Origin of the sequence: Tardiphaga sp. 813_E8_N1_3 (assembly GCF_051811025.1) — a bacterium.
Taxonomy (GTDB): Bacteria; Pseudomonadota; Alphaproteobacteria; order Rhizobiales; family Xanthobacteraceae; genus Tardiphaga.
In genome coordinates this window covers 1,742,760-1,762,152 of record NZ_JBPWQE010000001.1, presented here as the reverse complement: position 1 = coordinate 1,762,152, position 19,393 = coordinate 1,742,760, and the positions used below count along the sequence as shown (strand labels likewise).

Here is a 19,393-nt window from a genome sequence, read left to right as displayed (position 1 = left end):
GCGACAATAGCTGAGAGCGATGTCGCTTACGCCTTGCCGCTCATGTAGTTCGGCAACCAGCTCTCATGGGCATGCACGAGCGCCTTGATATCAACGGCACGCTCGCCGGCAATGGCCACGGCATGGCCGCCAGTCTTGCCGATCTGCACGCAGGGCACGCCAACATTCTTCAGCTTCGACAGCACGGTCAGCAACTGATCTTCCGCGACGGTCACGATGTAGCGCGCCTGATCCTCGCCGAACCAAAATGCGTGCGGCACCGTCGATGACGGCGCGGCATCGAGCTTGGCACCGATGCCGGAGGCCATCGCCATTTCGGTGAGCGCCACCAGCAAGCCACCATCGGCAATGTCATGCACGGCGGTCGCGGTGCCCGCATGGATCATGCCGCGCACCACGTCGCCGTTGCGCTTCTCGGTAGCGAGGTCGACCGGCGGCGGAGCGCCCTCTTCCTTGCCACAGATGTCGCGCAGATAGACCGACTGGCCGAGCCAGCCCTTCGTTTCGCCGATCAGCAGGATCGCTTCACCGGGCTTCTTGAACGCCAGCGTCGCGGACTTGGTGAAATCGTCGAGCACACCGACGCCGCCGATCGACGGCGTTGGCAGAATGCCGCGACCGTTGGTCTCGTTGTAGAGCGAGACGTTGCCGGACACGATCGGGAAGTCGAGCGTAATGCAGGCTTCCGCGATGCCCTTCAGGCAGCCCACGAGCTGGCCCATGATCTCGGGCCGCTCCGGATTGCCGAAGTTGAGATTGTCAGTCACCGCTAGCGGCTTGCCGCCCACGGCAGTGATGTTGCGCCAGGCTTCGGCGACGGCCTGCTTGCCGCCCTCGACCGGATCTGCCTCGCAATAGCGCGGCGTGACGTCGACCGACATCGCCAGACCCTTGGGGCCGTCCTCGATGCGCACCACCGCGGCGTCGCCGCCGGGGCGCTGCACGGTGTTGCCGAGAATGACGTGGTCATACTGCTCCCACACCCAGCGCTTCGAGCACAGTTCGGGCGTACCGATCAGCTTCTCCAGTGCATCCGGGATCGACGACGGCGCGGCGATGTCGCGCGCATGCACGACAGGCAGTACCGGCGACGGCACATGCGGACGGTCATAGAGCGGCGCCTCATCGCCGAGCTCCTTGATCGGCAGATCGGCCATCACCTTGCCGCCGTGCTTGACGACGAAGCGCAGCGTCGGCGTGGTGTAGCCGACGATGGCGAAGTCGAGGCCCCACTTCCGGAAGATATCCTCGGCCTGCTTTTCCTTCTCGGGCTTCAGCACCATGAGCATGCGCTCCTGGCTCTCCGAGAGCATCATCTCGTAAGCGGTCATGCCCTCTTCTCGGGTCGGCACCGCATCGAGATTGAGTTCGACGCCGAGGTCGCCCTTGGCGCCCATTTCGACGGCCGAGCATGTGAGACCCGCCGCGCCCATGTCCTGGATCGCGATCACGCAATCGGCGGCCATGATTTCAAGGCAGGCTTCCAGCAGCAGTTTTTCGGCGAAGGGATCGCCGACCTGCACGGTGGGACGCTTCTCTTCGGAATCCTCATCGAATTCGGCAGAGGCCATCGACGCGCCGTGAATACCGTCGCGCCCCGTTTTGGAGCCGAGATAGACGATCGGCATGTTCACGCCGGACGCGGCGGCGAGGAAGATCTTGTCGGCATCGGCGAGGCCGACAGCCATCGCGTTCACGAGATTGTTGCCGTCATAGCGGGTGTGGAAACGCGTCTGGCCGCCAACGGTGGGCACGCCGAACGAATTGCCGTAGCCGCCGACGCCGGCGACGACGCCCGACACGAGGTGGCGGGTCTTCGGATGTTCCGGCGCGCCGAACGACAGCGCGTTCAAACAGGCGATCGGACGCGCGCCCATGGTGAAGACGTCGCGCAGGATGCCGCCGACGCCCGTGGTCGCGCCCTGATAGGGCTCGATATAGCTCGGATGGTTGTGGCTCTCCATCTTGAAGACGATGGCCTGATTGTCGCCGATATCGATCACGCCGGCATTCTCGCCCGGCCCCTGCAGCACCCACGGCGCCTTGGTCGGCAGCCCCTTCAGATGGATGCGCGAGGATTTGTACGAGCAATGCTCGTTCCACATGGCCGAGAAGATGCCGAGTTCGGTGAAAGTCGGCTCCCGCCCGATCAGCTTGAGAATGCGCTCATACTCGTCGGGCTTGAGGCCGTGGGAAGCGACGAGTTCGGGAGTGATCTTTGGCTCGGTCATGGGGTCTCTTGGCTCTGTAAGGCTTCTTCATAGGGAGATCGGAGCATGCGGAAAAGGCCTATTCCGGCCCGTTCCCCGCATGTCCCAAGCTTTGCCCCGGCAATGCCCGTGCTGCTCGAAAAACAGCCTGCATAAGGCCCTGCGCCGGCGCCGGATTGCGCCCGCCGGATGGATCGGATTTAACACTTTTCTCAGCCAATCCAAGGAGTTCAGACCGTGAATGTGCCCGCCGATGCCACCATCCCGTTCCACGCCGACGCCTATACCGCGACGGAGGGGGAATTTGCGGGCTGGACCACCTGGAAGCGGGATTCCTTCGAATCGGTCTCCGGCCCGTTCTGGCACAAGGTCGAGGCCGACGGCTCCATCCGCTGCGCCTTCCGGGTCGAGAAAAAGCACCTCAACGGCATGAAGAACGTCCATGGCGGCTGCTTCATGACCTTCGCCGATTATTGTCTGTTTGCGCTGGCCTCCCGCGAGCTGCAGGGACCCGGCATCACCGTGTCCTTTGGCTGCGAATTCCTCGACGCCGCTAAGGAAGGCGAACTGGTCGAGTGTCACGGCGAAATGACCCGCATCGGCGGCTCACTGATCTTTTTGCGCGGCATTCTGAAAGCCGGCGAGCGTTCGCTGCTAACCTTCTCGGGCACCATCAAGCGCGTGAAGAAGCGACCGAAGCCGGCGGCCATCGCGGCGGAGTAACCGGGCGTCGATTGGCGGGCATGGGCGCCCCCTGCTACGTTTGTCGACAACACATGTGGGCCCGAACATGCTGAGTTCATTCGAACGATTACGTCACACGGCAAACGCGGATCTCCTGATCACCGCGGACGAAGAGTACGCAGCTGTCGCCGGCCGCGGCGATTACGCCATGCCGTGGCACTGGCATGATTGCCTGATGTTCATCCTGCCAAGCCGCGGGACGATCGAGATCAAGCATGAAGCCGGACGCGAAGGCACCTGGCTGTCGCAGGACCGGTTCGCGATCGTTCCGCCGAACCAGGCGCATGAGACGCGCGCAGGGATCGGCGCGCACAGCCACGTCGCCATCTACGCAACTGGCTCGGTCCTGAAGCGCCTCGAAAGAGAGAATGGCTCGCTGAGCGAATTCCGCCGCAGGACATCAACGACCCGACTGTTTCGCCGGTCAGACAGACTGCGCACCCTGCAGGCGCTGCTGGTCGGGAATGGCAGGCATGCCTATGGCAATGCGCATGTCCGGCATGGACTGTCCTCTGCCCTGCTCGTTCAGTGCATCGCCGAGGCTCTTACCGGCGACGCCGTATCCAGTGCCTCGCATCGTGAACACGGCATGACGTTGGTCGCGGAGCTGAGGGACTATCTCACCCTTCACGCCGACCGGGATGTTCCGCTCGACGCCCTGGAAGAACGGTTCGGTGTTTCGCGGCGTCACATCACCCGACTGTTCCGCGCGGGGACCGGCGCGTCGATCGGAGAATTCCAGCAACGGATCCGCCTCGACAATGCCAACGAACTGCTGAAGGCAACCGATCTCCCGATCGGCGAGATCGCACTCCGTGTTGGCTTCGACAGCGGCGCGGCGCTCGCCCATGCGATGCGCCGGGCAGACGGCCAATCGCCAAGCGAAGTCCGCAAGCGCATGGCCCGGCCGATCAAAATCTAGGGCCCGCTGGAACGCGCGCCGCAGCAACATCCTCCGTAGCCTGGTGCCGGTGAATTCCGTGCAGCGTTGGCTGACGCGTATTGCGAACGCGCGAACTGGTTGGAAAGTGCATCACATGGCCACGACGTCCGCCGAACCGCCGGTTCGATTTGTCAGCGTCTTTGCGGCAGGCCCGCAAGGCGGCAATCCCGCACCGATCGTCGTCGATGCTGCCGGCATGAGTGATGCGCAGATGCAGCAGGTCGCGCGCGCTTACGGTCACGAGAGCGGATTTGTATTGCCGCCTCCCCCCGGTTCGAACTGCGATTTCGAGTTTCGCTTCTGGGTACCCAATCACGAGATGTCCATGTGCGGCCACGCCACCGTCGGCGCGACATGGCTGCTTCAACGGCTCGGCCGGCTGCAGCGCGATCGGATCACGATCCTGACGAAGAGTGGCATCGTTCAGGCGAGGATTGGCCAGCCCGCCGGACAGGACATCTCCGTCGAGGTCTCGCAGCCCGCAGGAATCATCGAGCCGCTTCCCGATACGCCCCGAAGCGTCGATGACATTCTCGACGTCCTCGGGATCGGCTCCGACTGCCTCGCGCCCTTCCCGATCCAGAATGCGCGGACGAGCCGGATCAAGACCCTCATCCCGTTGAAGAGCGTGTCCATCCTTGATGGCCTCAAGCCTGACTTCTCGAGGATGGAGCGCCTGTGCAACAGCATCAACTCCACCGGCCTCTACCCCTACGCCGTGTCCGACCAGCAGGCGCAGGTCATCGATGCCCGCCAGTTTCCGAGTTCATCAGGCTACCCGGAAGATGCGGCAACAGGCATTGCAGCCTCTGCCCTGTCATTCGGTCTCCTCGCGAACCGGATGGTGGATGCGTCGGAGCGCCAGATCACCATTCGCCAGGGACGCGCCATGAATCGCCCCTCCGCGATCAAGGTGCGCTTCAGCTTCGATGACGGACAAGTCGGCGGCTGCTGGCTCGGCGGCGACGTTCAGCCGACCGACTGCGAGAAGATCAGTTCATGAGCAGCCGCGCACACTCATCCGCTTTCGAAGCCGACTATGGCTTTGCGCGAAGCGACGTTCGTCTCGATAACTGGCGTCAGGCGCCCTGGAATGTCTGGGCATTCCGTCACGTGTCTGAACTCATACCCACGGCACAGATTGCAGCAACGCCGGGCCTGATCGAGGACCCACCTGTCGATCCCGGAGACTTGCTCAGGCAGACGTTCCCTGTCGGTGGAGAAGTTGCTGGTGTCTTGAATGTTTTGCGCAGAACGTCGACCGACGCGCTCGTAGTGATGAAATCCGGCCGTGTCGTTGCGGATTACCATGCGCCGAATTTCACGGCGCAATCGCGGCACATTCTGTTCTCCGCGAGCAAGTCGGTGACATCGATCGTCGCGGGAATTTTATACAGTGACGGCCTGATCGATTTCGACGAGACCGTCTCGCACTACGTTCCGGAACTCAAATCCTCGGCCTTCGCGGATGCACGGATACGCGATGTCCTCGACATGCGGGTAAGCCTCGATTTCGAGGAAACCTATCAGGATCCGCGCGGCGACTTCGCGAGGTATCGTCGCGCCGGCCTGCTCGAGCCGTCAGTGCCGGGAGATACTCCGGACTCACTAATCGCCTTCCTCGCTACGCTGCAAAAGGGCACCGGCGACCATGGCGGCCCCTTTCACTACTGCTCACCGAATTCGGACGTGCTGGGTCTGGTGATCGAACGCGCCTCGGGTCAGCGTTTCAATGACTTTGCGGCCACGCGTCTGTGGCAGCCGCTCGGCGCGCGACAGGACGCTTATATTACGGTCGATGCGGCCGGCACCCCGCGAACTGGCGGCGGCTTCTGCATGACCCCGCGCGACCTCGCCCGCATCGGCGAGATGATGCGACTGGGCGGCATCGTCAACGGCCGCCGGATCGTCTCACAGGACTGGGTGTCGGATACGATCACGAACGGCTCCGCCGAGGCCTGGCGCGCTGGCAAATTCGTCGAATGGTTGCCGGAAGGCCGCTATCGCAACAAATGGTACCAGACCGGCAACGCGAGCGGCGCCTTCTTCGCCCTCGGCATTCACGGACAATACCTCTATGTGAATCCGCGCGCCGAACTGGTCGTGGCAAAATTCTCGTCCCAGCCGGAGCCGGTGGACAACGATCTGAAGCGTCTCAACCTCGCGCTGTTCGATGCTCTGGCGAGATTGTGCTCATGAGGCCCCTGCCGGTTGCCGCTGACGGAGGCCTGCCCCGCGCCTAGCGATCGTCCGGGCGAATGGACGACGGATGCCGGCACAAGGGCGTCACGCTGATGCGCATGAAAGGGAACAGGGGCAACGTCGACAGAATGTCGTGCAGCGCTTCATTGCTCGCCACATCGAAGATGCTGACATTGGCGTAACGTCCGGCGACCCGCCAGAGATGACGCCACTCGCCTGTTTTCTGCAGCTCCTGCGCGCGTTCACGCTCGGTCTTTTTCAGTTGCTCGACCACGTCCGGGGCGAGGCCCGGCGGGATCTGCACGTCCATTTCCACCTGGAAAAGCATCGATCAAACTCCTGTTGTTGCGCCGGCCGGCTGAATGCGCGGCGCGTAGCCATCGCGGCTGAAGAATGCGACGCGGTCCATGTCCAGTTCGACGCCGATGCCCGGCGCCGTCGGCACCTGCAGCACGAAATCGCCATAGCGGAGCGGCGTCGCGAGGATTTCCTCGGTCAGAAGCAGCGGGCCGAACAGCTCGGTGCCCCACGCGAGTTTCGGCAGCACGGAGAAAACCTGGGCCGACGCCGCGGTGCCGACACCGCCTTCCAGCATCGTGCCGCCATACAGGCCGAGACCCGCGGCATCGCCGATCGCAGCCATCTTCACGGCATCGTACAGACCGCCGGCCTGATTGATCTTCAGGGCGAACACATCCGCAGCACCGCGCGCCGCGATGTCGAAGGCATCCGTCGTGCCGTGCAGCGCCTCGTCGGCCATGATGGGTACGGCGAAGCGACCGCTGAGGCGGGCCTGTGCACCGCGATTGTCGCGCGACAAAGGCTGCTCGATGAGGTCCACGCCGGCCGCCTCCAAGGCGGGAATGCCGCGCCGTGCATCGGGCTCGCTCCAGGCCTGGTTCACGTCGACCCGCACGCTGGCGCGATCTCCGAGAGCGCGCTTGATGGCCGCCACATGCGCCACGTCATCGTCCACCGACCGCAGGCCGATCTTCAGCTTGAAAATATTGTGGCGGCGCGCATCGAGCATCCGCTCGGCTTCTTCGATATCGCGCGCGGTGTCGCCGCTGGCCAGCGTCCATGCCACCGGCAAGGTGTCGTGCATGCGCCCGCCGAGCAGTTCCGACACCGGCAAGCCCAGGCGCTTGCCGAGCGCGTCCAGCAGCGCCGTCTCCACCGCGCATTTGGCGAAGCGGTTGCCTTTGACCCGTCGCTTCACATCGGCCATGAGAGCGGCGACGCGTGACGCATCCATACCGATGATGGCCGGAGCGATATAGGTGTCGACGGTCAGCTTGATGCCCTCGGGGCTCTCCTCGCCGTAGCTGAGGCCGCCGATGGTCGTGCCCTCGCCAATTCCGACCGTCCCGTCGGAACAGCGGATGAGGACCAGAACCAGGGTCTGGCTGTTCATCGTATGCATCGACAACTTATGGGGACGGATCGTCGGCACATCGACCAGGAGGGTCTCGACCTCGTCGACGCGGACTGCCACGCTGGTGCTCATGAAAGGCGTCTTCCTGTTTTCCATGGATGGAGCCTCGAACGGATCGCCACCAACTTCCCGGCGATCCGTCGCATTGCCGTCTGCCGCGGCGTTACTTCTTGATGAGCGGGCAGCGTGACGCCGACAGCGGCTGGAAAGCGTCGTCGCCGGAGACGGTCGCCAGCAGCTTGTAGTCGTCCCAGCGCGCCTTCGATTCCGACGGCTTCTTCACTTCGAACAGGTACATGTCGTGCACCATGCGGCCGTCCTCGCGAATCCGGCCGTTCTTCGCGAACATGTCGTTGATCGGCGTTTCCTTCATGACCTTCATCACGGCTGCTGAATCGGTGGTACCCGCCTTCTTCACCGCGTTCAGGTAGGTCGTGACGGAGGAATAGACGCCGGCCTGCGCCGACGTCGGCGCGCGCTTGGTCCGCTCCATGAAGCGCTTCGCGAATGCGCGCGTCTCGTCGTTGAGATCCCAATAAAACGCCTCAGCCAGCAACAAGCCCTGCGCGGTCTCAAGTCCGACGCTGTCGATGTCTGAAATAAATGCCAGCAAGGGCGACAGCTTCTGTCCGGACTGGGTCAGGCCGAACTCCGCTGCCTGCTTGATCGCATTGATGGTGTCGCCGCCCGCATTGGCCAGACCGATCACGCTGGCCTTGGTGCTCTGCGCCTGAAGCAAGAACGACGAAAAATCCGAGGTGTTGATCGGGTGCTTCACGCTACCGACGACCTTGCCGCCCGCCTTGGTGACGACGTTCGAGGTGTCGCGCTCCAGTTCCTGGCCGAACGCATAGTCGGCCGTGAGGAAGAACCAGCTATTGAGGCCGCGCTTCACCGTGGCGAGGCCGGTGACGCTGGCCAGCGCATAGGTGTCGTAGGTGTAGTGGACGATGTAGGGACCGCACGCCTCGTTGGTCAGCCTGACCGCGCCGGGACCATTGAACATGATGATCTTGCCGCGCGTCCTGGCCATTTCGGCCGCAGCCAGCGCCGTGGCGGAGCCAGCCACATCGACGATGGCCTCGACATTCTGGTTGTCGAACATTTCACGGGTGAAATTCGCGGCCAGGTCGGACTTGTTGAGATGGTCGGCAACCACGATCTGGACCTTGCGCCCGAGAACCTCGCCACCGAAATCTTCAACGGCCATCTTGGCTGCGGTCTCGCTGCCCGGCCCCGTAATGTCGGCAAACAGGCCGGACATATCGAGGACGGCACCCAGCTTCAACGGCGCGGTGCTCTGTGCCATCGCTGCCGAGGTGGCGACGACCATGACCGATGCCATCAGGCCTGAAAGTAGCTTCTTCACATCATTCTCCATGAGCGCTCTCACCCTGAGTGCGCGTCTCTTGCGTGATATTTGTTGGTAATCGCTCGCCCTATAGGCGTCGGAGATCGTGGTCACTGGCTGCCGCGAATGCCTGCCGTCTCGACGATCTGCTTCCATTTGGCGCTTTCCTGCGCCAGATGCGCAGCAAGTTCCTGGGGCGACGACGCGATGACGCGCCCGCTGACATCGGCGAAACGCTTCTGTACGTCGGGATCTGCCAGAACCTTGCGGATATCGCCGCTGATGCGCTCCGCCAGTGCCGGCGGCATCTGGCCGGGACCAAAAATGGCCCACCAGTTGGCGAGTTCGAAGCCCGGCAGACCGGATTCGTTGATTGTCGGCACGTCAGGCAGCGCTGCGATGCGCTCCTTCGTGGTGACGGCAATGGCGCGAAGGCTGCCACCCTGCACCTGCGGAAGCGCCGTCGAAGCGTTGTCGAACATCAGATCTATCCGGCCGGCCATCAGATCCGTCAGCGCCGGCGACGAGCCGCGATAGGGAACGTGGGTCATCTCGACCTTGGCCTGCTGCCGGAACACTTCCGCAGCCAGATGCAGAGAAGAACCAACGCCGGCAGAGCCATAGGTGGCGCCACCCGATGCCGCCTTTTCTTTCGCAAAGGCGATCAGATCCTTGATGTTCTTGATCGGCGATGAGGGCGGCACAAGCACCACGTTCGGCGTCTCGAGCGCCAGCGTCAGCGGTGTCAGATCCTTCACGGGATCGTAGGGCATCGACTTGAAAAGCCACGGATTGACGGCCACCGCGATCGACGCGAGCACCAGCGTATAGCCATCGGGAGCACTCTTGGCGGCAGCGTTGATGCCGATATTCGATCCGGCCCCGCCCCTGTTCTCGACGACGACCTGCTGGCCCCAGGTCTGGCTCAGCTTTTCCGCGATCGTGCGGCCGATGATGTCGGCGGCGCCACCGGCGGCGAAGGGAACGATCAACTGGACCGGCTTGGTCGGATAGTCCTGCGCCGTCGCACGGTTTGCGCCCAGGGCGATACAGCAAGCCGCCACCGCAGCGTGGGTCGCCCGGGCAAATAAGGTGCGTCGTGACAGCATGAAAGAGCCTCCCAGTCGGTTCTTATGTTTCGACGGCCGCACAAAAGCGTGCCGGCCAGGTCCGATATTGACAAACACTGGCACGGGACGCGTGATAGGCCAACACAGTCAAAACTATAGATGCGATAGAAGATTGTAATCAGCCATGGATCCCAGACGTCTCGGCTATTTTCTGGCAATCGCGACCCACAAGCGCATGGCGAAGGCTGCGGAAGCCCTCGGTGTCGCCCAGCCAACGCTGTCGCAGCAGATCCGCGCCCTCGAGCAGGACCTTGGCACCGTTCTGTTCAACCGGACGCCCCAGGGCATGCAACTGACCGAGACAGGACATGCACTGCGCGAGCATGCACAACGTCTGATGGTTCAGACCGAAGCGGCGCGCACCGCCATAGCCGAGCTGGAGGGCGGCATGGCCGGCACGCTTCGTGTCGGCGTCATCTACACCTACAGCACGACCTTCCTGCCGAAGATCATCGGCAGCTTCGGCGAGAAATATCCTGACGTTCGGCTCAGCGTGGAGGTCGGCTCAGCAAACGGTGTCGAGCAACGCATCCTGTCCGGGGATCTCGATCTCGCGATTGCTTTCGCCCCGCCCCAGCATGCGGATTTGGGCGTCGACCTGCTGTTCGAGGAACGGCTCGTCCTGGTGCTTGCGAAGTCTCAAAATCAATCGCGACAACAGTCGATCACGCTACAGGCACTCGCCCGCCGCCCGCTGGCACTCCTGACCACGGCCTTTGCGACCCGCCGCATTCTCGACCAGTCGCTGCCGCCGGATACAAAGCTCGATGTGCGCGTCGAGATGAACTCGGTGGAGGCCCTGATCGAACTCGCGAAATCGGGTGGGCTGCCGACGGTTCTCGCCGACCGAAGCCTGAACGCCCGAAAAGACCTTGCGATCATTCCGATCGGGCCTCCGTGGATACGCCGTTCCGGAGCGTTGCTGTGGGATGCCCATCGCTACCAGACGGCGGCCGCGCGCGCTTTCATGGCGATCGCCCGCAAGACGACCAAAAGCGCACACGTCACGCGCGCGTCATAGCTAACAACAGCGGACATCGGCATGGCGCGAGGAACGCTGCCAATAACCTACAGCGACCTACCACCAGCCGGTTTGCGGCTGGCGCTGATACGGCGCGGCCCTGCGGCGCGCCTGCGCGGGCGCGGGCTCCGCATTCCAGCGCTGGAAGAACGAGCCAAAGCCATCGGCATCCGCAACGTCGCTGCTCGCCATGAGATCGGCAGGTGGCGTCGGCTTGCGCGTAATGAAACCGCCCTGGGGCTGATTACTCAGCACTGCGACGAATTCGGTGCGATAGTTGGTCTCGCTGCTGAGCGGCTCGTCGGAGATAATGATCGACGACCGTGGCAGCGCAGTCGCTGCGATCCGGTCGAGCACCTCCTGCGGGATGGTGATGCGGTCGAGGGCCGCCTTCGCGCTATCGCCTTCGTCGATCGTGACGGCGCTCCAGCGCAGGCCTGCGTCGCTCCGCGCCATCGCCGTAAACACATGCGTACCGATCGGCTTGCCGGGATCGCGGATAGTGACGGGAACTTCGATGCTTGAATCGAATACCTCGCCGCCACCGTCCGGCGCCGGCTTGTGCGTATTGCGCCGAACGTAAAGCATCTGCGTCTCGCGGCTGATATAGATCGAGACCGGCTCGAGCGCGAGTTTGGCATCGCTCGCCGCCTTGGCCGTGGCGACCTTTTTGGTCTCGGCCGCCTTGGCCGCATCCTTTGCAGCGGCGGCGGCTTCGAGCTTCGACGCCGTATCGGCCTTTGCGGTTTCGAATTGCGCCCCGAGCTCCGCGGCCCTGGCGGCAGCCTTCTGCTTCGCGTCCTCAGCCCGTGCCTTGGCTTCATCGGTCTTTGCCGCAACGACGGCCTTGTCGGCGGATGCAAGCTCGACATCGGCGCGCGCCTTCAGCGATTGCAGCTTGCGCAGGGCCGCCGGCAGCGGCTTCGTCTCGCGCGCAGAGGTCGCTGCAAGTTTCTTCGTCGTGTCGGCGGTCGCGACCGCCTCAGCAGCCTCGCGGGCGAGCACCTCGACACGGCCCGGAGCAGCGGCGATGGCTTCGGCTTTCGGCATCAGAAGCGCCGGATGGGAAAACTCGACGGGCGCCGCGTCATTCGGCGAGATGATCACCCGCATCCCGATCCGCGTCTTGTCGAACAACCTGTCCGCGAAGCCGTAGGGCATCCGCACACAGCCATGCGACGCGGCATAACCGGGCAACGGCCCGCCATGCAATGCAACGCCATTCCATGTGATCCGCTGCATGTTTGGCATCGCGGCATCATCATACATGTTGGAGCGATGGTCCTTGTTCTTCTCGAGAAGGGCAAAGACGCCTGCCGGCGTCTCGCGGCCGGAAACGCCGGTCGAGACAGGTGCGCGCGTGATCCATCCATCGGCGTCGTAGAACGTGACCTGCTGGCTCTTGATCGACACGATCGCCATGATCGGCTCGCCTGCTTCGCGCGGCGCGGTCGCCTCGACGACGCGGGCGGGACGCGCCTGCTTTGCGGCGGCTCCGGCCGCCGGAGCGGCAACCGCAATCATCGCTGCCAACGCCACGACGGGAGATATCCAGTGCCGCATCCCGACCTTGGGTTGCGCCGTCGCCAGTCGATTTGCCATTCAGTTCCCCGATCAAATGCCTTCCGATCGCGAATCGTACAGGCGTTTGATTGCGATTGTATCAATTCGCCGCCGCTTCGCTTGCCCGATGTCTCGTTGACGCGGCGAGCGCGGCGAAAGTTCATTCGTAGCCGACAAACGGCGCCGGACAAAGGTGGCTCACTGCCACACCCGGCACGTGGTCGACTGCGAAATATGGCCAAAACGGCGGTTGGGGCTGGAGTTCAAAATGAGCCCAATGCGGAACCCATGGCAATCACGGCGGCAAGAGCGACAACCGAGCTCACGATGCCGACCATCACAATGTCGACATAACTTTGGCGATGCGTCAGGCCGCAGATCGCGAGCAAGCTTACGACCGCACCATTGTGAGGAAGAATGTCCAGGGTGCCGGAACCGATCACAGCCACACGGTGTAGCAATCCGGGGTCGATCCCTTCCCGCGTAGCAACGTCCATATAAGTCTGACCGAGTGCATCAAGCGCGATTGTCAGTCCGCCGGATGCCGACCCTGTCAACGCGGCGAGCAAGTTCGTGGAAACGGCCAACGACACCAGCGGCCCCCCTTTAACGTCCAGCGCCCAGTCCCGCACCATGTCAAATGCGGGCAGCCCTGCGATTACAGCGCCAAAGCCAACGAGGCTCGCGACAGTCAGCGCTGGCAGCACGGATGCATTGGCCCCGGCATCCATCGTCTGTCGCAGCGCAGGCAGTCGCGTCCAGTTGCAGATGACGACTGTCGCGGTCGCTCCTGCGAGCGCGACGACAACGGACCACACGCCGGCAACGGCAGACAGAGACGTGCTGCCCCAGCGCTGCTCGGCAAGGAAGGAGACATCAAGCCGGGGCAGGACAACGAGCGACATCACGAGATTGACGACGACAACGACAACCAGGGGAAGAACGGCATTGACGATAGGCACTTCCGCTTCGCTGCGATGCCCGTGGGATATTTCGGCCGGATCGAATTCGCGCGCCGTCGTAGCACGCCCGCGCAAACGCTCGTCATCGGCAGCGGCGCTGGTCGCGATCGACAATTCTTCGCCATAACCTTCATTCGCGTGCCGGGCCGCCTTCTCGGCGCGGAGCAACCACCACAGTCCAATACCCAGCATGATCAATGACGCGATCATGCCAAGGCCCGGCGCCGCGAAGGGCGTGGTGCCAAAGAAGGGCATGGGTATCGCATTCTGAATCGATGGTGTGCCCGGCAGGGCCGACATGGTGAAAGTGGACGTTCCAAGAATGACCGTCGCTGGCACGAGGCGGCGCGGAATCCCCGCCGCGCGAAACAGCGACTGGGCCATTGGAACGATCACAAAAAATGCGACGAAAAGGCTGACGCCGCCATAGGTGACCAATGCCCCCGAGAGCACCACGGCGAGAATGACCCGGCGCTCGCCAAGGCGGCGGGTGATGAAGTTCGCGACCGCAGTGACCGCGCCGCTGTCGTCCATCAGCTTCCCGAATACGGCGCCGAGCAGAAAGATGGGAAAGAACTGGGCGAGAAACTGGGCTGCGCTGCCCATGAAGGTCTGCGTCCAATTGGCAAGCAATGGCTCTCTGCCGAACGCCGCCGCAACCAGTGCGGAGAGCGGCGCAAGCAGCAGAACGCTCCACCCCCGGAAAGCCAGCCAGATGAGAAGACCAAGCCCGACGAGAATGCCGAGAAGCCCCATAACGTCAGCACTCCGCCAACAGGATGTCGAGATCGGCCGTCGAGCGCTCGCCAAGATCGGCGCCATGCGCGTCTAGAAAGTCACCCGTCGCTCGCCGGCCCTCGTCGCGTAACTTGGATACGAAGTCCCATTCGGCGTTGAGCTTGGATGACGCGGCGAAAGTCGCGAGCATGTCGCTCTTGATCCGGTGCGTCTTCATTTGAGCCCAACGGGCACCTTCCCCGGTGCCGGGATCCGCCACCTGACGAAGCAGCGCAATCATCCGCAGCTCCTTTGCCAGCGGCGAGTTGAATGAAATTTCATTGAGACGGTTGAGAATGTCCGCAGCCGTGCGCGGCTCCTCCAGTCGCTCGGTCGGATTGATTTGCACGACGATAGTGTCCTGCGCATCTGTCTCGCGAACAAGCGGCGTGATCGTGGGGTTGCCCGCGTAGCCCCCGTCCCAATAGGCTTCGCCTTCAATCTCGATCGCGCGGAACATCGTTGGCAGGCACGCCGACGCAAGCAGCACATCTGCAGTAATCTCGGCGTTCCGGAAAATTCGCCCGCGACCTGTCCGCACCCGCGTGGCCGTTATGAAGAGTTTGATCGGCGCACCGGCGAGACGCTCGAAATCAATGCTCTCGGCCAGTATCTCGCGCAAGGGATTGTAGCCGAGCGGATTGAGATCATAAGGCGACAGGACTCGCGACATCAGATCGGCGAAGAGATAGGCCGGAGACGTGTCGAGCGACCAGCGTCCCATGAGGCGGTCGAGGGGGGAGCGTTGAAACGGACTGAAGGCCGCGGCACGTGAAACGCGCCGCCAGTATTTGTCCAGGGCCTCGCGTGCTCCGTCGGCACCACCGGCGGTCCAACCGTCCACTAGAACGGCAGCATTCATCGCTCCTGCCGATGTTCCGGATATGCCGGCAATTTGCAGCCACGACTCCTCAAGCAGTCGATCGAGGACACCCCACGTGAATGCGCCATGCGAGCCTCCGCCCTGGAGCGCCAAATCCACGAGCACCTGACTTCGGTTCATCATGCAGCTTCTCCAACTGCCGAGACACGCTGGTAGTCAACCGCCGAGCACTTCAGAAACCACGCGCCGCAATAGACGTGGCCATAATCGACTTGGAAAGTCCGCTTCAGATCGCTTTCGACCGAGCCCTGCGACCTCTGCGTGCTATTTGATGCCCACCTCGCTCCAAAAGCAACCGGCCGGGGCCTGGCCGGGAACATCGCGCTGGATCCGACAATTGCACGCGGCGACCTGCAGAGGGACTTTAGTAAATATCAGGGGAAAATATCAGGCCATCGCCCCGTAATGAGACAATGGGCGGTGCTGAAATGGTGGAGGCGCGACAATGAAGCGCCTTCGGACATCGGACGACTACGGCGTCAGGAGCTTGTTGTATTTCGCCACATCGCGCGTCACCAATTGCTGTAGCACCTCCGGTGCATGCTCATCGGCATCGGGCGCCACAGTCGACAAATCGCGGAAACGCTTCTTCACAAGATCGCTTTCAACGGACGCGCGTGCCGCCGCGTTGAGTTTGGCGATGATTTCCGGCGGCGTTCCCTTCGGCGCGAACAGGCCATTCCAGCCCTGCGCTTCGAATTCGGGCAGGCCTGCTTCTGCCGAGGTCGGCAGATCGGGCAGCGTCGCGAGCCGCACGGTCGAGCCGACCACGATGCCCCTCACGAGCTTGTCGTCGATGGCCTGCGAGACGGAGGCCGCGGAATCACAGACGCCGTCGATCTGGCCGCCGATGGCATCGGTGAGCGCGGGCGCCGCGCCGCGATAGCCGACCAGCGTGACGTCGATGCCGGCGGCCTGCACGAAGCTCTTGCAAATCAGGTAATTCGACGAGCCGATCCCGGCATGGCCGAGATTGACCTTGCCGGGATTGGCTTTGGCATAGGCGACGAAACCCTTGAGATCACTCGCCGGGAAATCCTTGCGCAGCGCCACGACGCCGAAGGTCTTGGCCACCATGCCGATCGAGGCAAAGGAGTCCGGCGTGAAGGACAGTTTTGGATAGATCGTGTAGGTTGCCGCACTGGTGCCGGCATTGCCGATAGCGATGGTGTAGCCATCGGGCGCAGACCGCGCCGCGCGAGCCAGCGCGGTGGAGCCGCCGGCGCCGACGACGTTTTCGATGATGATGGTCTGGCCCAGCGTCGTCGCCATCTGCTCGGCCACCGCACGCGCAATCACGTCCGACGTGCCGCCGGCCGCGAAAGGCACGATCATGGTAATGGGGCGCTTGGGATAATCATCGGCGGATGCCGACACGCACGTAGCCAGCACGAGCGCAAACGTAGCGGCGAGCTTCGACAGCCGCGCCACAGCGGCGATCACGCAGCGCGCTCCAGATGCTCGACAAGACCAGCAAACAGACCGCGGCCGTCGGTGCATCCCATGATGTCTTCGACGTGATTTTCCGGATGCGGCATCATGCCGAGCACGTTGCCCTTCTCGCTGACGATGCCGGCAATCGATGCGGCCGCGCCATTGATGTTGTGCAGATCGCCAACTTCACCTGTCGGCGAACAATAGCGATAGAGCACGCGGCCATCGCCTTCGAGGCGCTTCAGCGTTTCAACATCGGCGGTGTAGTTACCCTCGCCGTGTGCGATCGGCACGCGGATCACCTGACCGGCATTGTAGCCGCGGGTAAACGCCGTATCGGAACGCTCGACGCGCAGATGCACGTCATGGCAGAGGAATTTCAGCTTGGCATTGCGCATCAGGATGCCCGGCAGCAGGCCGGACTCGCAGAGGATCTGGAAGCCATTGCAGACGCCCATCACCAGGCCGCCGTCTGCCGCGAACGCGCGGACCGCGTCCATCACCGGCGAACGTGCCGCGATGGCGCCGCAGCGCAGGTAGTCGCCATAGGAGAAGCCGCCGGGAACGACGACGAGATCGGTGCCCTTGGGCAGCGAGGTCTCGGCGTGCCAGACCATCGTGGACTCCTGCCCCGATGCCAGCTTGAGCGCCCGCGCCATGTCGCGCTCGCGGTTGATTCCGGGGAAGACGAGAACGGCGGATTTCATCAGGGGTAACCTAGCTCAGCACTTCGACGCGATAATTCTCGATCACCGTATTTGCCAGCAGCTTGTCGGCTGCCGCCTTCAGCGCCTCTTCGGCTTTCGCCGCGTCGGCGCCGTTCAGTTCGATGTCGAACACCTTGCCCTGCCGCACAGAGGCAATGCCATTGACGCCGAGCGACTTCAGCGCGCCTTCGATGGCCTTGCCCTGCGGGTCAAGGATGCCGTTCTTCAGGGTAACAGTTACGCGGGCTTTCACGTGATATCCTCAGCTCTTGACCAGTACCGGGCCGGTGCCCATCGGGCGTTCGTTTTCGGACAGAATACCGAGACGCTTGGCGACCTCGGTATAGGCCTCCAGCACGCCGCCGAGATCCCGACGGAAACGATCCTTGTCCAGCTTCTCGTTCGACTTGATATCCCACAGCCGGCATGAGTCGGGCGAGATTTCGTCGGCAACGATGATGCGCATCATGTCGTTTTCGAACAAGCGGCCGCATTCCATCTTGAAATCGACGAGGCGGATGCCGATGCCCAGGAAAAGACCGGTGAGGAAGTCGTTGACGCGGATGGCGAGCGCCATGATGTCATCGATTTCCTGGGGGGTGGCCCAGCCGAACGCTGTGATGTGCTCTTCCGAGACCATCGGGTCGTTGAGCTGGTCGTTCTTGTAATAGAACTCGATGATCGAGCGCGGCAGCTGGGTGCCTTCCTCGATGCCGAGGCGCTGCGACAGCGAACCCGCCGCCACGTTACGGACCACCACCTCCAGCGGCACGATCTCGACTTCGCGAATCAGCTGTTCGCGCATGTTGAGTCGGCGGATGAAATGGGTCGGGACGCCGATGTCGTTCAGATGCTGGAACAGGTATTCCGAAATCCGGTTGTTGAGGACGCCCTTGCCCTCGATCACCTGGTGTTTCTTGGCATTGAACGCGGTCGCGTCGTCCTTGAAGTGCTGGATCAGGGTGCCGGGCTCCGGGCCTTCATACAGGACCTTGCCCTTGCCTTCATAAATGCGACGTCGACGGCTCATGGGGATGTACCGGGTGTTGTTGAAATCCATGGATGTGGTGTGCTCCGAATAACGGGATCGACCCACGACGGAGCTGCCGTGAAGGCCAGGAACGGGAAGAAACAGAACGAGAACCGGGCCTGTCGGCAACCTACCCGATCGGCCCTGCCAGTACAATCGACCCGACCCGCCCAGAGGGGGTTTACCCCAACCTCGCACAAGCCTGGTCCGATAAGCCCTGCCCGATACCGTCTTGCCTGCGACCTTGCGGCCGATTGTTCCAACGGTATCTCGACCTTATTTAAGCTCCGGACCGGCGTTTACAACGTCGTCCTGACCGCCCACCAACCCCGACGGGAACTTTAACCATGTCATCATTCGACAAGCGCGGCGAAGCCTTCGAGAACAAGTTTGCGCTCGATGAGAGCCAGAAGTTCAAGGCCGAGGCTCGCCGTAACAAGCTCTTGGGCCTGTGGGTCGCCGAACAGCTCGGCAAGTCCGGCGATGAGGCTGCCGCCTATGCCAAGGAAGTCGTCACAGCCGATTTCGAGGAAGCCGGCGACGGCGACGTGGTCCGCAAGGTGCTCACCGATCTCACCGCCAAGGGCATCGCGATGACCGAGGCGCAGCTCCGCGTGAAGATGGATCAGCTGACCGCTGAGGCCGTCGCGCAGGTGAAGGCCGGAACCTGATATCCACAGCTTCGAGTTGCAACGAAACATCTCGCTGCAACTCACGACGTTTCATGGAGCCGCGCCATCGAACGATGCGCGGCTCTTGTCTTTTGAAACGTTCCAGACTCGCAAAGTCTGACTGAAAATCCGGAATTGCGATCTGCAAATTCTGAAACAGAGTCGCACAGCATGCCGATAACGGCCCGCATGCACGTGTTGCAAATTGATCAAAATGCACCTCGATTGTTCAATCGTGTCGCGGCTCACCTTGCAACTGCATCACCGAAGACACACAGGCTCGCCAATCTCGTCGCTTTAGAGCGATTCAACCTCCCATTCGAAGTTTTC

18 protein-coding genes are annotated in these 19,393 nt (G+C 62.7%); 6 read left to right on the top strand and 12 right to left on the bottom strand.

What is annotated here, in order from left to right:
• Positions 1–26: 26 nt before the first annotated feature.
• Positions 27–2,231, bottom strand: coding sequence for a phosphoribosylformylglycinamidine synthase subunit PurL (gene purL / locus AB8A33_RS08135; protein WP_439092289.1), 2,205 nt, complete (start codon positions 2,229–2,231; stop codon positions 27–29).
• Between the two features lie 222 nt (positions 2,232–2,453).
• Between purL and AB8A33_RS08130 the strand changes: the two genes are divergently transcribed.
• From AB8A33_RS08130 to AB8A33_RS08115, 4 genes are all read left to right on the top strand, one after another.
• The gene (locus AB8A33_RS08130; protein WP_439095885.1) at positions 2,454–2,933 is read left to right on the top strand and encodes a PaaI family thioesterase; all 480 of its coding nucleotides are present in this window, start codon (positions 2,454–2,456) and stop codon (positions 2,931–2,933) included.
• A 67-nt stretch (positions 2,934–3,000) separates the two neighbouring features.
• Entirely contained in the window at positions 3,001–3,876 is an 876-nt protein-coding gene (locus AB8A33_RS08125; RefSeq protein WP_439092288.1) for a helix-turn-helix domain-containing protein, read from the top strand.
• A 115-nt stretch (positions 3,877–3,991) separates the two neighbouring features.
• A complete protein-coding gene (locus AB8A33_RS08120) occupies positions 3,992–4,900 on the top strand; it encodes a PhzF family phenazine biosynthesis protein (protein ID WP_439092287.1) in 909 nt (302 codons plus the stop codon).
• Entirely contained in the window at positions 4,897–6,096 is a 1,200-nt protein-coding gene (locus AB8A33_RS08115; RefSeq protein WP_439092286.1) for a serine hydrolase domain-containing protein, read from the top strand. The genes AB8A33_RS08120 and AB8A33_RS08115 overlap by 4 nt, the downstream gene beginning before the upstream one ends.
• 40 nt (positions 6,097–6,136) lie before the next feature.
• Here the strand turns inward: AB8A33_RS08115 and catC are convergent, their stop codons facing one another.
• From catC to AB8A33_RS08095, 4 genes are all read right to left on the bottom strand, one after another.
• Positions 6,137–6,427, bottom strand: a complete 291-nt coding sequence (catC, locus tag AB8A33_RS08110) for a muconolactone Delta-isomerase (protein ID WP_439092285.1) — start codon at positions 6,425–6,427, stop codon at positions 6,137–6,139.
• Between the two features lie 3 nt (positions 6,428–6,430).
• Complete coding sequence (locus tag AB8A33_RS08105) at positions 6,431–7,606, bottom strand: muconate/chloromuconate family cycloisomerase (RefSeq protein ID WP_439092284.1); 1,176 nt, start codon at positions 7,604–7,606, stop codon at positions 6,431–6,433.
• Between the two features lie 91 nt (positions 7,607–7,697).
• On the bottom strand, positions 7,698–8,903 hold the full coding sequence (locus AB8A33_RS08100) for an ABC transporter substrate-binding protein (RefSeq protein ID WP_439092283.1): 1,206 nt from the start codon (positions 8,901–8,903) through the stop codon (positions 7,698–7,700).
• A 92-nt stretch (positions 8,904–8,995) separates the two neighbouring features.
• Positions 8,996–9,994 (bottom strand): Bug family tripartite tricarboxylate transporter substrate binding protein, encoded by a 999-nt coding sequence (locus tag AB8A33_RS08095; protein WP_439092282.1) that lies wholly within the window; start codon positions 9,992–9,994, stop codon positions 8,996–8,998.
• 145 nt (positions 9,995–10,139) lie between these two features.
• On the opposite strand from AB8A33_RS08095, the gene AB8A33_RS08090 reads away from it, so the two are divergent.
• A complete protein-coding gene (locus AB8A33_RS08090; protein ID WP_439092281.1) occupies positions 10,140–11,036 on the top strand; it encodes a LysR substrate-binding domain-containing protein in 897 nt (298 codons plus the stop codon).
• Positions 11,037–11,093: 57 nt separating this feature from the next.
• On the opposite strand, the gene AB8A33_RS08085 is transcribed toward AB8A33_RS08090, so the two are convergent.
• The 7 genes from AB8A33_RS08085 to purC form a co-directional block, all read right to left on the bottom strand.
• On the bottom strand, positions 11,094–12,638 hold the full coding sequence (locus tag AB8A33_RS08085; protein ID WP_439092280.1) for a L,D-transpeptidase: 1,545 nt from the start codon (positions 12,636–12,638) through the stop codon (positions 11,094–11,096).
• Between the two features lie 224 nt (positions 12,639–12,862).
• Positions 12,863–14,317, bottom strand: coding sequence for a GntP family permease (locus tag AB8A33_RS08080; protein ID WP_439092279.1), 1,455 nt, complete (start codon positions 14,315–14,317; stop codon positions 12,863–12,865).
• A 4-nt stretch (positions 14,318–14,321) separates the two neighbouring features.
• A complete protein-coding gene (locus tag AB8A33_RS08075; RefSeq protein ID WP_439095884.1) occupies positions 14,322–15,341 on the bottom strand; it encodes a patatin-like phospholipase family protein in 1,020 nt (339 codons plus the stop codon).
• A gap of 351 nt (positions 15,342–15,692) precedes the next feature.
• The gene (locus tag AB8A33_RS08070; protein WP_439092278.1) at positions 15,693–16,664 is read right to left on the bottom strand and encodes a tripartite tricarboxylate transporter substrate-binding protein; all 972 of its coding nucleotides are present in this window, start codon (positions 16,662–16,664) and stop codon (positions 15,693–15,695) included.
• Entirely contained in the window at positions 16,661–17,362 is a 702-nt protein-coding gene (gene purQ / locus AB8A33_RS08065) for a phosphoribosylformylglycinamidine synthase subunit PurQ (protein WP_439092277.1), read from the bottom strand. The genes AB8A33_RS08070 and purQ overlap by 4 nt, the downstream gene beginning before the upstream one ends.
• Before the next feature lie 10 nt (positions 17,363–17,372).
• On the bottom strand, positions 17,373–17,615 hold the full coding sequence (purS, locus tag AB8A33_RS08060; RefSeq protein ID WP_092146701.1) for a phosphoribosylformylglycinamidine synthase subunit PurS: 243 nt from the start codon (positions 17,613–17,615) through the stop codon (positions 17,373–17,375).
• Between the two features lie 9 nt (positions 17,616–17,624).
• Complete coding sequence (gene purC, locus AB8A33_RS08055; protein ID WP_170849540.1) at positions 17,625–18,392, bottom strand: phosphoribosylaminoimidazolesuccinocarboxamide synthase; 768 nt, start codon at positions 18,390–18,392, stop codon at positions 17,625–17,627.
• A gap of 347 nt (positions 18,393–18,739) precedes the next feature.
• Between purC and AB8A33_RS08050 the strand changes: the two genes are divergently transcribed.
• The gene (locus AB8A33_RS08050) at positions 18,740–19,063 is read left to right on the top strand and encodes a DUF1476 domain-containing protein (protein WP_092146699.1); all 324 of its coding nucleotides are present in this window, start codon (positions 18,740–18,742) and stop codon (positions 19,061–19,063) included.
• The last annotated feature ends 330 nt before the right edge of the window (positions 19,064–19,393 follow it).

What these genes read in the sequence shown, in the direction of transcription:
- AB8A33_RS08080 (WP_439092279.1), bottom strand. Translation starts at nt 14,317, where the DNA reads ATGGGGCTTCTCGGCATTCTCGTCGGGCTTGGTCTTCTCATCTGGCTG.
- purQ (WP_439092277.1), bottom strand. Translation starts at nt 17,362, where the DNA reads ATGAAATCCGCCGTTCTCGTCTTCCCCGGAATCAACCGCGAGCGCGAC.
- AB8A33_RS08095 (WP_439092282.1), bottom strand. Translation starts at nt 9,994, where the DNA reads ATGCTGTCACGACGCACCTTATTTGCCCGGGCGACCCACGCTGCGGTG.
- AB8A33_RS08085 (WP_439092280.1), bottom strand. Translation starts at nt 12,638, where the DNA reads ATGGCAAATCGACTGGCGACGGCGCAACCCAAGGTCGGGATGCGGCAC.
- purC (WP_170849540.1), bottom strand. Translation starts at nt 18,392, where the DNA reads ATGAGCCGTCGACGTCGCATTTATGAAGGCAAGGGCAAGGTCCTGTAT.
- AB8A33_RS08105 (WP_439092284.1), bottom strand. Translation starts at nt 7,606, where the DNA reads ATGAGCACCAGCGTGGCAGTCCGCGTCGACGAGGTCGAGACCCTCCTG.
- AB8A33_RS08125 (WP_439092288.1), top strand. Translation starts at nt 3,001, where the DNA reads ATGCTGAGTTCATTCGAACGATTACGTCACACGGCAAACGCGGATCTC.
- AB8A33_RS08090 (WP_439092281.1), top strand. Translation starts at nt 10,140, where the DNA reads ATGGATCCCAGACGTCTCGGCTATTTTCTGGCAATCGCGACCCACAAG.
- purL (WP_439092289.1), bottom strand. Translation starts at nt 2,231, where the DNA reads ATGACCGAGCCAAAGATCACTCCCGAACTCGTCGCTTCCCACGGCCTC.
- AB8A33_RS08120 (WP_439092287.1), top strand. Translation starts at nt 3,992, where the DNA reads ATGGCCACGACGTCCGCCGAACCGCCGGTTCGATTTGTCAGCGTCTTT.
- catC (WP_439092285.1), bottom strand. Translation starts at nt 6,427, where the DNA reads ATGCTTTTCCAGGTGGAAATGGACGTGCAGATCCCGCCGGGCCTCGCC.
- AB8A33_RS08075 (WP_439095884.1), bottom strand. Translation starts at nt 15,341, where the DNA reads ATGAACCGAAGTCAGGTGCTCGTGGATTTGGCGCTCCAGGGCGGAGGC.
- AB8A33_RS08050 (WP_092146699.1), top strand. Translation starts at nt 18,740, where the DNA reads ATGTCATCATTCGACAAGCGCGGCGAAGCCTTCGAGAACAAGTTTGCG.
- AB8A33_RS08115 (WP_439092286.1), top strand. Translation starts at nt 4,897, where the DNA reads ATGAGCAGCCGCGCACACTCATCCGCTTTCGAAGCCGACTATGGCTTT.